At 41.0% G+C, this 14,829-nt stretch carries 11 protein-coding genes; 2 read left to right on the top strand and 9 right to left on the bottom strand.

Annotated features, from left to right (window positions below; all coding sequences use genetic code 11):
* Positions 1 to 68: 68 nt before the first annotated feature.
* The 3 genes from ABD985_RS00620 to ABD985_RS00610 all read right to left on the bottom strand — a co-directional run bounded on the left by ABD985_RS00620 (position 69) and on the right by ABD985_RS00610 (position 3,012).
* A complete protein-coding gene (locus ABD985_RS00620; RefSeq protein ID WP_345368473.1) occupies positions 69 to 941 on the bottom strand; it encodes an outer membrane beta-barrel protein in 873 nt (290 codons plus the stop codon).
* Positions 942 to 1,105: 164 nt separating this feature from the next.
* Positions 1,106 to 2,236, bottom strand: a complete 1,131-nt coding sequence (locus ABD985_RS00615; RefSeq protein ID WP_345368472.1) for a hypothetical protein — start codon at positions 2,234 to 2,236, stop codon at positions 1,106 to 1,108.
* A gap of 116 nt (positions 2,237 to 2,352) precedes the next feature.
* Positions 2,353 to 3,012, bottom strand: coding sequence for a PD-(D/E)XK nuclease-like domain-containing protein (locus tag ABD985_RS00610; RefSeq protein WP_345368471.1), 660 nt, complete (start codon positions 3,010 to 3,012; stop codon positions 2,353 to 2,355).
* A 464-nt stretch (positions 3,013 to 3,476) separates the two neighbouring features.
* On the opposite strand from ABD985_RS00610, the gene ABD985_RS00605 reads away from it, so the two are divergent.
* Positions 3,477 to 4,592, top strand: a complete 1,116-nt coding sequence (locus ABD985_RS00605) for a mandelate racemase/muconate lactonizing enzyme family protein (protein ID WP_345368470.1) — start codon at positions 3,477 to 3,479, stop codon at positions 4,590 to 4,592.
* Between the two features lie 258 nt (positions 4,593 to 4,850).
* Here ABD985_RS00605 and ABD985_RS00600 read toward each other — a convergent pair whose 3' ends face one another.
* The 6 genes from ABD985_RS00600 to ABD985_RS00575 form a co-directional block, all read right to left on the bottom strand.
* Positions 4,851 to 5,297: a hypothetical protein gene (locus ABD985_RS00600; protein WP_345368469.1), complete on the bottom strand. Its 447-nt coding sequence runs from the start codon at positions 5,295 to 5,297 to the stop codon at positions 4,851 to 4,853.
* A 201-nt stretch (positions 5,298 to 5,498) separates the two neighbouring features.
* On the bottom strand, positions 5,499 to 9,836 hold the full coding sequence (locus ABD985_RS00595) for an AAA domain-containing protein (RefSeq protein ID WP_345368467.1): 4,338 nt from the start codon (positions 9,834 to 9,836) through the stop codon (positions 5,499 to 5,501).
* A gap of 123 nt (positions 9,837 to 9,959) precedes the next feature.
* Positions 9,960 to 10,835: a bifunctional UDP-sugar hydrolase/5'-nucleotidase gene (locus tag ABD985_RS00590; RefSeq protein ID WP_345368466.1), complete on the bottom strand. Its 876-nt coding sequence runs from the start codon at positions 10,833 to 10,835 to the stop codon at positions 9,960 to 9,962.
* 20 nt (positions 10,836 to 10,855) lie between these two features.
* On the bottom strand, positions 10,856 to 11,575 hold the full coding sequence (locus tag ABD985_RS00585; RefSeq protein WP_345368465.1) for a 5'-nucleotidase C-terminal domain-containing protein: 720 nt from the start codon (positions 11,573 to 11,575) through the stop codon (positions 10,856 to 10,858).
* Between the two features lie 39 nt (positions 11,576 to 11,614).
* A complete protein-coding gene (locus ABD985_RS00580) occupies positions 11,615 to 12,922 on the bottom strand; it encodes a TRAP transporter large permease (protein ID WP_345368464.1) in 1,308 nt (435 codons plus the stop codon).
* 26 nt (positions 12,923 to 12,948) lie between these two features.
* Positions 12,949 to 13,482 (bottom strand): TRAP transporter small permease subunit, encoded by a 534-nt coding sequence (locus ABD985_RS00575; RefSeq protein WP_345368463.1) that lies wholly within the window; start codon positions 13,480 to 13,482, stop codon positions 12,949 to 12,951.
* 374 nt (positions 13,483 to 13,856) lie between these two features.
* Here ABD985_RS00575 and uppS point away from each other — a divergent pair, with 374 nt between their 5' ends.
* Positions 13,857 to 14,597 (top strand): undecaprenyl pyrophosphate synthase, encoded by a 741-nt coding sequence (uppS, locus tag ABD985_RS00570; RefSeq protein ID WP_345368462.1) that lies wholly within the window; start codon positions 13,857 to 13,859, stop codon positions 14,595 to 14,597.
* The last annotated feature ends 232 nt before the right edge of the window (positions 14,598 to 14,829 follow it).

The raw sequence follows: 14,829 nt of genomic DNA, 5'->3' as shown, positions 1-14,829 counted from the left end.
TTTCCTCTACAACAGAAATATTCTATTACTAAACTTTATACTTACCAGATAAGACTACTATGTGTTTCTTAGAACAAGAAGTAAGTCAAACCTACTTGAACTACAGCGTTCTTAGTATTACCTGAAGCTAGCTCAGAAACATCTTTGTACATGTTAGTGAACGAGTTAGCGTAACGTGCATCGATCGCCAATTTCTTGATTTGGAAACCAACACCGATTACTGCAGATACATCTAGAGGGCTTACTTCCTCTTTTACGTCTGTTTCTACTTCTACACCTGCTTCACCACCTTGAGCTAATCCCAACAAGCCTTGTACTTGTGGTCCGTATCCATTTGCCTCAGCAAATTGAACTACTTCACTTTGAAGTGATGGGTTCTCCATTACAGCATTTACGAATGACTCACCTTTGTTCAAAGACAATGTGTTTTTATAATCGTTTACTGCGCTTAGTGGCAATCCAAACTGAGGACCAGCAAAGATCTTGATACCCAATGGCAAGTGTAGTTTCGCCATTACAGGGATGTTCAAGTAATCTCTTCTTTGTGTTCCTTCTGTAGATACCTCACCTGCTGGAAGCTCAGCTCCTGAAGCCAATTGTGTTGCCAAGTTTGGATACTGGCTTGCAAATGCTGCAATTGCTGAAGGGTCTGTCAAATCTACACCTGAAGATAACGCTGACAAATCAACACCTGTTTTTGCACCATTCACGTCTAGTCCTTGCTGAGAGTACTGCACCTCTGCCTGTACACCGAAACGAGCAATTCTTACCTCTGCTACTACACCAATGTTTGGAGAGAACAATCTTGGAGCTACATTTTCAGCCTCTACATCTGAGTTATAAAAAGCTACGTTACCACCTAGTCTAGCACCCAAGTGTAGCTGTGCATTGGCAGCTGAGAATGCAAAAAGTGCCAATACAGAAATTAAAAGTTTTTTCATCGTTGATTAGTTAATTATAATAGAAATAAAAAAAATACCTTTTTTTAAACGAACGTACACGCCCTTTAAATTGGTATAACTTTATTACAAATGTTAGTGTCAAAAATACAATTTTTTATGAAAAGTCAAGGTTTTTTATTTGATTTCATTAACAAATTAGCATTCTATTCATTCACTTTTCCCTCCTTTTTACGCAATCGTTCAATGGCATATCCCACTTGTTCTTCCAACAAATAACGTTGACGCTTATTCGCTTTTAAACGCTTTTGTAATGTTTTCAGATGCTTTTTGGGATTAGGGTAAAGTAAACGATGTACAATATCAGCTAAGAATAATGTTTGTCTCAACTTCAAAAACAATCCCTTTACCCGATAAGCCCTTGCCAGGTTTTGTACCCTTAACACCCTTAATACGCGCATCGAACGAAAAGCAGAAATCAACGGTACCAGAATAATCAAAAGATCCATCCAGTGCTTCACGGCATAATCGCCCCTTTCCCTACTCACGAAGATCATCAATACAAATTCAAAGGTGAAAGCCATCCAAATAAATGCCTGACTGACTTCCAGGTAAAAATCTATATCCGACACATAAGCCCGCATTTGCTCCTCATATTTCATTTCAATGAATAAGATAGGAACAATCAACGCCGCTATCAGAATCATCGGTAGACTAAACTTCTTGCGTAACGTATCAAATAGCGTATCATTACGATAACTCCATTGCCATGCTGGTAGCCAAATCAAGTTTTGATCCGAAAAACGGGGCGTAGCAAATCGTAACACCGGAAAAAAGGCGGCTAAGAGGTATAATGTTTTTGTTCGTTTCTTAATCCCCAGTCCTTTGCTCTTTTTCCAATACTGAAAATACTCCCAGAAAAAATAAGGCCAAACAACTAGCATAGGGGTCAATAAATAGTAAATATGCGCGATCTCTCGTTCTTTCTGATCGCTCAATAATAAATCTCCCAACTGTGCCAGCTCTTGAATAACCAATCCCAAGCTCATCAAGAACAATAAGGATAAGCCAAAACTCCAAGGAGCCAACTGATGCTCCAATCTTGTCAATAAAGTATATTGGCTAGAAGACTCCTGATGTATAAGCAAAGGCTCTTGCGCTTTATCTACCTCCTCCAATACCTCTTTAAGTATCACCTCAAAGGGATCGTCCAACTCCTCTTCGTTGCTTGGATCTATCAGTTGTTGTACTCGCATAAGGATGGTAGGGTCTTCCAATCCCTCAATACGGTTCAGTAACTGCTGCTTATCAACGGACAACAATGCTTTTTCTTTCATATTCTAATTTATAATTGTCGACAGAGCCTATTCATAATAAAGTAACCTTATAGCTACCCGAAATACTATTCTTCCGCAGGCCCTCTCGTGACGCGAGGGCCTACATGATTCTAAATTTATCCTTTTTTCAGTTGCTGAAATTGCTCTTGTAAATCCTCTCTTTCCTGCAATTGCCTCAATAACGCCTTGTACATTTGAATCCCAGCCTTCATAAAATCCCCTTCCATCGAATAAGCTGCGGTAAACACTCTTCCCATATTATTTTTACTTACACCAATCAAGCGAGCTTCTTTCACCCCGGCACCACTACAATAAAACGCTAATTGTCGATTATATTCATAACGATGAGCATCCGCTAAAAAATGGTCTAATTGACGTGCTGAAGTACTCTTAAGATCTCCAATAAAAGCTCCTTCCAAGTATAAATCTGCTCTCGCCTTGCATTCAATTCCCGTATCAGCATCTGTCCAGAACATACTTACTTCCTTCTTTACCTCTTCGTCCTGTACCATTGCCTGCAACTCTTCATTCCTCAAGGCCGCTTTAGTTACTTTCTCTATCCTCCTTAGATCATTAGGAGCAAACTTATGTCGGTAAGCAGGCCATCGATCCGGCTCCAATATCGCCATATGTATCGCCGATCCCATTCTCAATGCCTGCGAACGTCTATAACGTATACGTCCTGTCAATAGGTCTTTAAAAAGGGATAAATCTGTATTACTGATCGCTGGGTGTGCCCTGTATTCCTCTTCGGGCATTTGCTCGTGAATTATCATTTGTAGTCAATTTGTTGAGGCGGCTTGCGCCGCTGATTGAGCGCTTCACTGTTGAGATTCACCTTCGGTGAGTTGAGGTATGTCCTCGATTAGGTCTACCTTCGGTAGATTATATACTCATGGAATAGAATCGAATTATCTGCTTATTATTTTCACCAAAAATAAGTGTGTAATTTCTTTTCTATTATTTTTTGATCACCTATTTCTAAAAAAAACTTCATTACAAGCTTCTTGGATCACACTCATTGCAGTGAACATTGATACTTCAGACGTAAAATTACTAGCTCAGTAGGATTTTAATTTTCAATGATCAATTTTTAATTTTCAGTTATTTACTACTCACTTTTAGTGAGTTATTTATTCGCCTCAAGCTCAAGGTAATAAACTTAACTCACCAAAGGTGAAACTCAACAGCGAAGCGCTCAACCAGCGGCGCAAGCCGCCTCAACAATAACATATAGATTATGAATACAGAATTAATCATCACCAAGATAGAGATCTATAAATTAAGAATTCCCTATAAACAACCATTCAATATTTCGTTGGGAACCATCACCCATACAGATAATATTGTTGTGCGTATCCATACCGATGCAGGTATTATAGGTACGGGAGAAGGCTCTCCTTTTGCCTTTATCAATGGAGAAGTACAAGACGCTGCCTTTGAAATAGGCAAACTACTGGCTTCTGCCCTAAAAGGTAAAAATGCATTGGCTATAGCAGACCGATGGAAAGATATTGACCAAGCCATTGCAGGCAATAACACCATTAAAAGTGCTTTCGACATCGCCTTATACGATATCATGGGTAAGCATTGCAACCTTCCTCTCTATGCACTATGGGGTGGTAATAACGACCTTGATCTACATACAGACATGACGGTAGGCATTGCCTCTCCTGATCAAATGGCTGGTGAAGCAGTTCTATTTGTTAAGGAGGGATTCCCTGCCATTAAGGTAAAGTTGGGTACGACTATGAGTGAAGATGTCGCCCGTATCAAGGCTATACGAGAGGCTATTGGATACGATATCCCACTTTCTATTGACGCCAATCAGGGATGGGACGTTGCTACAGCCATTCGTACCCTTAAGGCACTGGAAAAATATGACATCAAATTGTGTGAAGAGCCTGTTCCTGCTTGGAATCAAGCTGGGCTAAAACAGGTTTACGAAAACAGCCCGATCTCCATCATGGCTGATGAGTCTGTGTTTGACCACCGTGACGCATTCCGATTGGCCGCTTCCCAATCATGCGATTCTTTTAACATTAAGCTTTCCAAGTCCGGCGGCATTACCAATGCCCTGAAGATTGCAGATATTGCAGAAGCTGCAGGCTTGATCTGTCAGGTAGGTTGTATGGCCGATTCCCGTTTTGCCTTAACGGTATTGGCTCACCTATGCATGGCTAAACGAAATATTATCCACTATGATATGGACTCCGCGCTAATGTTGGCAGAGGACCCTGTGGAAGGGGGAATTACTTATGGGGCTCATGGAAAAATCCGTTTGGAAGATGCTCCTGGGGTAGGTGCTGAATTTAAGGAAGAGTATTTGGAGAAGATGCCTTCTGTGGTTATTTAAACGTTTTTGTTTATCCGCTACACGGCGTGTGTTAATTGAGCTTCGCTCGTTCATGATGTTTAGTTGTAGGGCTTATGACTACTGATATTCATAAGTTAAATAATAAATACTGGTCGTAGGCTCCTGCCTACGACCTAAAAGCAATTTGGAGGCTCCAGCCTCCTGTCAAATACTCTATACACATCTAGTTAATACGAGGGTGGACCCTCGAAAAAAGCGCTGTAAAGCCGTAAGCTAGAGCTTACGACTAGTAAACGTCTAAGGAACCTTAATCGCTTGAAAATAAGTCCTTAACCTCGCGTTATTCACCTGAGAAGCCTCTTCCTCGATCACCAACTGTTCCTCATCCAATCCAACAATCTTCACCTGATGAGGGTAATTATTACCTTGGTAGTAAAAACTGATGGTCTGCTGATCTGCCTCCAAGGTCCATTGTCCTGATGCTACCAGATGGATCGCTGTGCATCTGGTACTATGCTGTATTCTTTCCCAACTTCCTTCTTCCAGGTAGCGTTCTTCTATAGATAAGTCACAGTTTTCTGTATAATCTGTCCATCCATTACCGGTATTGAGTTCTACCCTTGTGACTGTCCATTTTCGTGAAGTAAGTAGGGTGGTATTTTCAGTGCTTTCAGAAGAAGGTGATGTTTCTTCACATCCTAATATCAGGCAAAGTATCATCATTAAAAACAAGTATTTTTTCATGGCTTTTATGAATGTTTGCCATGTATATACTTTGAGAAAAGGATAGATATAAACTTAAGCTTCCTTCATTTCTTACATCTCTTGGATATAGGGTATAGATTCTTCTTTTTCTTCTATGTTCCTTCTACTTGCTTATAAACTCGGACACACCAATGGCGCATCCTTACGGACTACTTAGTAAATGGGCCAGATTGGGCGCCTCTACAGGGCTATCCACTCATAATACACCTCTTCTTGCTGATCATACAACACCTCACTACACCCCTTCCCTTTCACTTGTGCTTTTCCATTGGTCAGTATTTGGTAGTTACTGTTCAAACGCTCCAGGAAGTGTTTATAATTATAGCTCTCTTGCTCTGCCAAGGTAGATTGATATACCACGTAGTACCTGTTCTGAGGAAAACGACTCATCATACGTTTAAAGACATCTACATAAACCAACGTTTCCTCTAGCGTAAACACCTCCATCACATGGGAGAAATTAAGGATAATCACATGAGGTTGTGCGAAACAGTCCTGTACATATCCCCAGTTGATATCTTCCAACCTACTGACCAAACTACAATAGGTTGTTCGTTCTAGCAGGTCTTGTTCAGAGAACTCCTTCGCTTTTGCCAGCATAGCTTGTGAATGATCTACCCCTATATAGTTAAAGACAAAGTGTTTTCGAGTCGTTTGCATCACTTGGTTAAATGCCAACCCTGCCGTCATTGGACCACACCCTATATCAAAAAAGAATAAACGATTACTCCATTTCGCTAGTGTTTCTGCCAATTGGTCCTTGATCTGCCCCAACACATATTTACCGGAATAAAAATGCTTTTGCATATTGAAATAAGCATAAGCGTTGACCTTATCCTCTGCCGAAAAGCAAAACTGCTCCCATTCATGTTCGTAAGGTTCATCAAAGATCGTCCTGCCGTATGCCAATACAATATTTCTTAGAAAATGATCATCTGCTCCCATTAAAGAGGCCCCCTCCGTTGCTGGATGTTGTTGGACAACATTATAAACCACTTTTTCAAAGGCTTTTTCAAAAGCGACATCTTCAGGGATCAGTTCCACTCCTGTACTCAACCTTTCCTTCGGTAGTTGGAAATCATGTTTCAGCATATTCGGAATTTCCTCGTGGATATAGCCATCACGGGACTTCACCCATTCGATCAATCGATAAAAGATTGTCTCCCTGGAAAGTAGCTCCTCGTTTCCTACAAAAATCATCTGTTGCCTTGCCCTGGTAATGGCTACGTTCAGTTTTCGATCTACCACACCGTCATCGGTCAGGGACATGAGATTCTTGACTTGAAAAGGAGTATTGGCACAAAAAGAAATAATAATCACCTCTCGTTGACTGCCCTGATAACGTTCTACCGTATCAATGGTCAGTTTATCTGCTTCCTCAATCCCGGCCTGCTCCAACTCATGCTTGATCTGGGCAATTTGGTTACGATAAGGAGTAATGATCCCTATCGTTTTGAGTGGATCAAAGCCTTTCCCATTCGACAGGTAAAGACTTTTCACGGCCTTCACCAGTTCCACCACCATTAACGCCTCATCAGAATTAATTTTATCCGACTTATCATCAGATTTCTTTCGGGATGGAATAAATAATAAACGATGTTCACTCAGCATTCGCTCATATTTATTCTCCTGATCTACCTTATCAAAACTTAAGGTTGCATGCTGCCAAGGCAGAGGGACTGTCGTCAATTTATTATCGTAAAAAGATTGATTAGAGAACACGGACAACTCTTGATGCATGCGCCCCTGATGCGTCAACATATCAAACGCCCACTCCCAACCATTCTCTTGACAACGATTAAAAATACGTTCGAAATAAGAGTTTCTACGATTGAATAATCCAATACTATGCAACTCCTCCTGCTTTACCGCCGAAAGTTCTGCTTCTTGCTGCACAATAGCGGGTAACTGTTTTTGATCTCCAATAAGGACAAATCGACGTACCTTAGGGAGTAATCCCACAATCTGTGGCTCTAGAATCTGGGAAGCCTCATCCACTATAGCAATATCAAAGTCTTTGAGCTTAAACAACTCCAGTTTCCCCGTAATAGAAGCCAAAGTTCCTACAAAAATCCGGTGCTTCTGAATCATTTCCTTCAGCTCTGCCCTGTTCTTAGCCGCCGCCGCTACTTTATCCAGCAAACATGGTCGCCATTGCTCTGCTGTAGAAAACTCAGATCCTATACGAATAAACTTTCGCTCTCCATCCGCTTTTTCTTCAATGGCCATATCTACCGCTTCACAGATCTCATCCACTGCTCTGTTGGTATAGGCCAGCAGTAAGATATTTTGCTGAGGATCTTTATGTAAGTTGGCAGTCAGGTTTTTGAGCATTCGAGAGGTCTTTCCCGTTCCCGGAGGACCTACCACCAAAAAGTAATCCTCGGCAGCCAATGCTTTGCCGATAATTCTTTTCTCCTCCTCGTTCAGGACATCTTCTGTATAGAAATCAGTCACCAATGGTGCGCGCTTAGGTTTTTCCATACCTAATAAAACGTCTTTCTTCTGCTTGCTTGTCTCACTTAGAAAGCTGAATAAGCCCTTATACATGGATGCAAAAGAATTATCCAATACATCGTGCTCCAAAGCCCACTGCTGGTGTAAGTTAAAGAACGACAAGTTACGCTGACGAAAACGGAAGCGTACCGTAATATGATCTTTAGTAATACTTACTATAGAGCATTTAAAGATCTGGTTCTTCAGTGCGTGATCCTCTGCCGAACTTCTAGGATAAAGCACAGCGATATCACCTTCCCTGAAATTGACAAAATTGTTTTCCTCGTTAGTCCGCTTAAAGATGATATGAGGTTTTTCAGCATCGGCATGATTCTCCTCGATCTCCAAATCATAGAAGATATTGAAGGCCTCTGCCTTTTCGTCAAATCCCTCTAGCCATAAGGCTGCCATCCCTTGTCGAAACTCCGTGTCCCCTATCTTCGACAGTTGTTGCTCCTTCGCAATAAAACTCACAAAACTGAAAAGGTACTCCCTTTCCAATATGGACATGCTTCTTAAGGAGTGTTCAAAATGTCTAACCTTATCCATCACAAAAGGAGGGGCACCTTGAAACTTCCTTTCAGAAATCAAACGTAGCACCTGAGAAGCGCTCTCACCATGAGGAGACTGTGCCAACTGTAGGTCTCGACAAACAATAATATTTCTGGCATTCAGGATCTCCTTCTCCAGTGATTGTACCGAAGGAGCAAAACGAAGGTTTTGTGCATTAACGGATGAATAAAAAATAGAGGGATTCACCTGTTCTGGCTTTACCTGAAAGGCTGATTGTAAAAGCATGCGATAAATGAGAGCCTGCGTCTTGTGGTTTACCCACATCCCATCACGCCCCAACTCCAAGCTTGGTACAGAACTACTACTCTTCAATTCAAAGATATCGAAATGAGGCTCTCCATCTTTCTCATTGAAATGTAACAAATCCAGTCGTCCCTGAAACCCGTATTTTTCTGATATAAAGGACGGTTCTATATAGCAATTATCTTCATTGATACCTTCCGTCTTCAAGTCTTCCCGTACCACCTTACGGATATTCGTAAACTGTATCTGTGCCCGCTGATAAAACTTCATAAAAGACTCTTTATCCTGCAAATCATTAATGGCAGAATACTGTACAGGGTATTGTTGAAACGTCTTCTTGAAAGTCTCCTCAAAATTAAGTGGATCTTGTACCGACTCATTCAGTAGCTCATCCAGAAAAAAGTTGGCTACATTACCCAGCTGCATGGCTGCCGTAGCTTCTGTTTGCTCAAACTTACGATTCAGATTCAATAGTGTATTGACTCCTGACTTCTGGAAACATTCTGCCACAGCCGTTACATCTACCAAGTAATCCGGTTCCACTACAAAATGTCGGGGAACGTAGCATCCCGATTCATCCGTATAAACGTCCAATAAGTTCAACTGTGCTCCTTCCCAAAGGTGATGTATGGTCGTCGTGTATTCGAGATTGTCCTGAGGCACATCATAACGCACTTTCACCGTCTCCTCATCTGCCGCTGATTCTTCTACACACAGCAAACAAGCTTCATCCTCTAACTTCTGAAGCACGACCACCCTTATCTTCTCAATACGTTCTCCAATCTCCCTCGCACTGACCTGATAGGGGATGCGTTCGGGGCGTATATCTTTCAACTTAGGAGGGATATCCAAAGGAGTACTATTGCTTTCTGCGTATAATATACTGAGTGCTTCTGTTACGGTAGCTACGGCAAAAAGCCACTCTTGTTGATCTGGGGTATAGTAACGTTTGCGAACCCTATTGGCGGTCATTCTTACCCTATGCAATTGCCAAAGCAATCGTTTATCCAGCTTCTTTTTATTCCCTAAATAGGAGATTCGAGCAAATAAATTGGACATATGCATGGGTTCATCCCTTGTCAGGTCCTTACAAATTTGCTCCAATAAGGTTTTAAGCTTAATAAACTTTTGCTGCATATGGAGGCGTTCCTCCTGATGCAAGATGTATAGTTCATCAAAAAATTCAATTGCTATAGGATGTTCCATTGCTGGTATATTGTTGGTTCAGTTGTAAAGGCAATCTACTTGTGGTAGCTGTCGGGCGACCACAAGGGACGCTCTTGCGAATGTACTACTCTCTCGGGTGTCGGGCGACCACAAGGGACGCCCCTACTGCTTACTTTGCACTTCTAGTGTTTTTACCTTAAAAGTCAAGTCGATTCTTCCTAAATGTGTTCCTTGTTTTCCTGCCTGTGCAAGCAAAACAGGTGCTCCATTTTTGTTTTGCAAAGTTAAGGGAGTTGCTAACATTTCCCCTGATTTCCCTCCAATGAAAACATCTATTCCTTCAGATTTCTCGACAAAGTCCTTTAGCGAAAGTTCTTTTGTAGAGGTAGTATTATCGTCCAGATAGGTTAAGCAAATCACGGCATGGCACCCCATTTCTTTCTTTAGTCTCAGGGCGACCGCTGAAGCTACACGATCAGGCACAAGGTAGTTGACTCCTGCATAGTTGGCCTCTGCTAACTTATCTTGCAGAACATCTCCTACCCCGATCACCCCTATTCTCATGGCCCCTTTATCAATGATTTTATAGGGTAAAACAACATCATGTAGTATAGTGCTATCCAATGCATAGTTGGTTGACAGCATTGGGAAGGAAGCTATTGCGGCCATATTCAGCAATCGATCTAATCCTCCTACAAACTCCCGACTACCAATATTAACGGCATCGTACTGCATCATTGACATGGCCTTCACTTCTACGATTCCTTGAAAGAAGTCATAATAGGCCGTTCCTTGAATAAACCCTCCTGCATCCAAAAGAAGTACATACTCTTCTTCTTGTCTTATCTCACTGATTTGTTGGTGTAACCTGGAAAAGCCTCCAAAGTTTGCATAGTTCTCCTTCGTCGCTAAAGGCTCTACCTCACTGTTCAGATTATTCGTATGCAAGATTGTCAGAATATGTGTTTCTGTATCTTGTGTATATCCTTTAAGGCTACTAATTAGGATTAATAATAGTGGTAAGTATATTCTCATCATGTCATTGTCCTGTCATTGTACTACATTTCAGGCCCTTCCTGAAATTCCTGACTTTGTTTTAAAAAGCTAATCAAACGTGAGCGAAAATAATACGGCTGAAACGCTACCTTGTCGGCATGTTTAAAGAAGGCAGCATAAGGTCCTTTATCCATGAGTGACTTTACCGTAAGAATACGTAAACTATCCGTAAGTGGGCGTTCTTCTCCATCTACTTCTGCTGTCAACACTCCATTTTCCTTACTAAGATAAATACCTGCATAAGCCTCTGAATTCTTATATACATAGGTCAGTAGTTCTTCCAAAGGCTTTCCGGAAAGTGTCAACACTACCAGAAGTTGTTCCTCAGGCAAGAGTCTATAGATATGATCCTTGGTCACAACTCCTCGATATAGGCTTTCTTTAAGGGCTGCTTTTTCTAGCACTGCCAAGTCTACGTAAGCATCTTGTAAATCCGTGTTAGCAGACGCTAACATTAGGGCACTTACAAACTCTCCTAGCTCAGCACTTTCCCCAAAAAAGTCGTGCACCTGATAAGCGATCACCTCATGCATTTCGTCTTCAAGGGTTTGTCGATATTCCTTGAGCATTTCATCCATGCTTTCGGATGACTCTCGTTGAGGATCTAGTTCATATAGTTGTACCTCATGCCCCACCAGTTCCATATGTACATAGCTTTTTTCTTTAGAGCATGCACTTAACAAAAGGAAGAGCAAAGGAATAAGGTTAAGTTGTTTTAGCATAGATTTCTGGTTGTGTGTGATGATTAGTTATTTATTTCATTAGCCACTCATGGATGGAAGCCATGTTACTAGCTCAGGGAACAAGATAATACATGCCATCAAAAATAATTGAATGATGATGTAAGGTAATATCCCTCTGTACAGATGAGCTGTTGTTACCCCTTCAGGCGCTACCCCCTTAAGATAGAACAAGGAGAAGCCAAAAGGTGGTGTCAGAAAAGACGTCTGTAGATTTATCGAGATCAATATAGCTACCCATAAAAGATCCATATCATACATTTGAAAGATAGGGGTCACTACTGGTATGAAAATAAAAATGATCTCTATAAAATCAATAAAAAATCCTGCAATAAAAACAGCAATAAGTACCACTGCCAGAAATGCATAGGGAGATAATTCTACCGATTGTATAAAATCAATGAACACTTTATCTCCTTCTACTTCTCTAAACACCAAGCCAAAAGCTGTTGCCCCTACCAAAATAATAAACACCATACTAGTAAGGTAGGTGGTTTCCTTCATCACCGCTTTCATTACCCCAAAAGATAATTTACGCTCCATCAAAGTGAGTAAGGTAGCCATCATGGCTCCCACTCCTGCTGCCTCCGTAGGAGACGCTATTCCTGCAAAAATTGACCCCAATACAGATAGCACCAAGGTAAACGGCAGAACAAAAGCCCTGATAATACCTTTCCATGTACTTCCTTGTTTAAAACGAACTAATTCCTTTTTTGATATTTTTGGTACATAAGCAGGTTTCCATGCAGCCATAAACAATATGAACAGCATATAGAGTGTCACCAACAATAAACCTGGTAATACGGCTGCTACAAATAAATCTCCTACCGAAATATTCATCACACTTCCCAATAAAATCAGCACAATACTAGGAGGGATAATTTGTCCCAGTGTTCCTGAAGAAGCTATTACTCCCGTAGCAACCTCCGGCTTATAGCCTTTACTTAGCATTACTGGTAAACTCAACAGCCCCATCGTCACTACTGTAGCTCCTACAATACCCGTAGAGGCTGCCAACATGGCTCCCACCAAAATTACCGATAAAGCTAAGCCACCCCTTACTTTCCCCAATAACAGCGACATGGTATTTAATAATCGTTCAGCAATACCGGATTTCTCCAGCATCACCCCCATATACACAAATAAGGGAACTGCCAGCAAAATTTGGTTACTCATTGTACCATAAATCCGTAAAGGAATCAATCGAAGCAAGTCCTCTCCAAAAAACAGATAACCAAATAGAATACTCACTCCTGCCAAAACAAAAGCTACCGGATACCCCGATAGTAGGCAAGCAAAAAGAATGATAAACAGCAACAGTGCTTCCATAATATTTTCAGATCAATAGCAAAAAATCAATAACGGTCCTTCTCTGGTTCTCCATAAATAATAATAAGCAAGGATGAAGCAGCCATTGCCATTCCTTGCAACAATAATAGAGTAAAGCCTACCACAATACTTCCCTTAATCAGGTAACGATGTGGCAACCCTCCCGGATCAGCAGAATGCTCCTGTAATACATAAGAAGCTTTTATATAAGGGATACTAGTATCTATCACCAGCAAACAAAACGGCAATAAGAAAAGAAGTGCCCCTATCAGGTTAATAGTAGCCTTAAGACGAGGAGAAAAACGCATATAAAAAACATCTACTCTTACGTGGCGGTCATGTTTTAGCGTATACGCTGCCCCAATCAAAAAAATCAAAGAGAATAAATGCCACTCTAGCTCGGGCAATAAGGCACTCGCCTCCTTAAATACATAGCGTAAAGCCACATCCAAGCATATTAGCACGACAAGAAGCGTCGTCAGCCATGATGCAACCCTTCCTGTCCATTCACTCAATCTTCCGATCCAGGAAATATAGTTTTCTAGTATAATTTTCAGCATAGTTTTCTTTAGTCATCAAGCACAAAAAGCTTATCACCTCCCTCAAAAGCAGCCCCCTCATCAAAATAATCAATTAGCAAAATGCAAAATTTCAGACAAATCTTCTCAATAGAAGGAAGCTTTCCGCTTGAAAAGCCAAGGAGAAAAGAGAATAGATAAAGAAATGGGGGGCACAAGGGGCGCCCTTCCTTAAAAAACACAGCTAACTGCCTATCAGAGACAAGAACATTAAAGGTTGTTTTGTAATGATAACATATATCAGTAATTTCGCACACTACACCTGAAGTGTTGACTCAGCTTCACAGTTACTTTTTGATGGTATTTACACACTTCTGGTTTCTCGTAGCGATAAGGATATTTTTCAAGGAATAATAATGAAAGAGAATATAGATTTGCAAAAGATCCCTAATCATATAGCTGTGATTATGGATGGAAATGGCCGATGGGCGAAGCAGAAAGGGGCAATGAGAGTATTTGGTCATAAAAATGCGATCAAAGCCGTAAGAGATATTACTGAGGGTGCCGCAGAGCTAGGCGTAAATTTCTTAACGTTATATGCTTTCTCTACGGAAAACTGGAATCGCCCAGAGCGAGAAGTCAAAGCCTTGATGCAGCTGTTAGTTTCTACGATTAAAGACGAAACAGCTACCTTACAGAAAAACAATATTCGTTTAAATAGTATTGGTGATGCTTCTTTGCTTCCTGACAAATGTCAAAATGAGTTGAATGAAGCTATAGAAGCTACCAGTAATAATACGGGAATGGTACTTACCCTTGCGTTGAGCTATAGTGGACGTTGGGATATTACTCAGGCCATACGTAAGATCTGCCAGGATCATCAGGCAGGATCTCTCGATCTGGAAGGATTGAGTGAGCAACAAGTTTCTGCTTATATGTCAACTGGAGAGATTCCTGACCCGGAGTTATTGATTCGCACTAGTGGAGAGCTACGCATCAGTAATTTCTTGCTTTGGCAAATGGCCTATACGGAAATGTACTTTACCGATGTACTATGGCCTGACTTCCGCAAAGAAACGTTATATGCCGCTTTACTAGACTATCAGTCCAGAGAAAGACGATTTGGCAAAACCAGTGAACAGCTGAGCAGTAATTAAGCTGTTCGCTGTTAAAGTTTGTTTAAATTTACTGGTTTATAACGTTCTATAACAGAAAAAGACGCCACGTTGTCTACTTTCACACATCTTTGAGTGTCTGTTGTATACAGATCAGAAGATCAGACGGCCAAAGCTGCCTGTTCGTAGGCAGAGAAATAAAGTGGTCTATTGAGGATTTTTTTATCTTCCACTTTATCGATCAAATATATATCACTGGCTGTATCCTTAAAAT

This window comes from Algivirga pacifica, from assembly GCF_039543525.1.
In the GTDB taxonomy this organism is placed as follows: Bacteria; Bacteroidota; Bacteroidia; order Cytophagales; family Flammeovirgaceae; genus Algivirga; species Algivirga pacifica.
The sequence above is the reverse complement of the archived record's forward strand: the minus strand, read 5'-3'. Positions and strand labels throughout refer to the sequence as shown.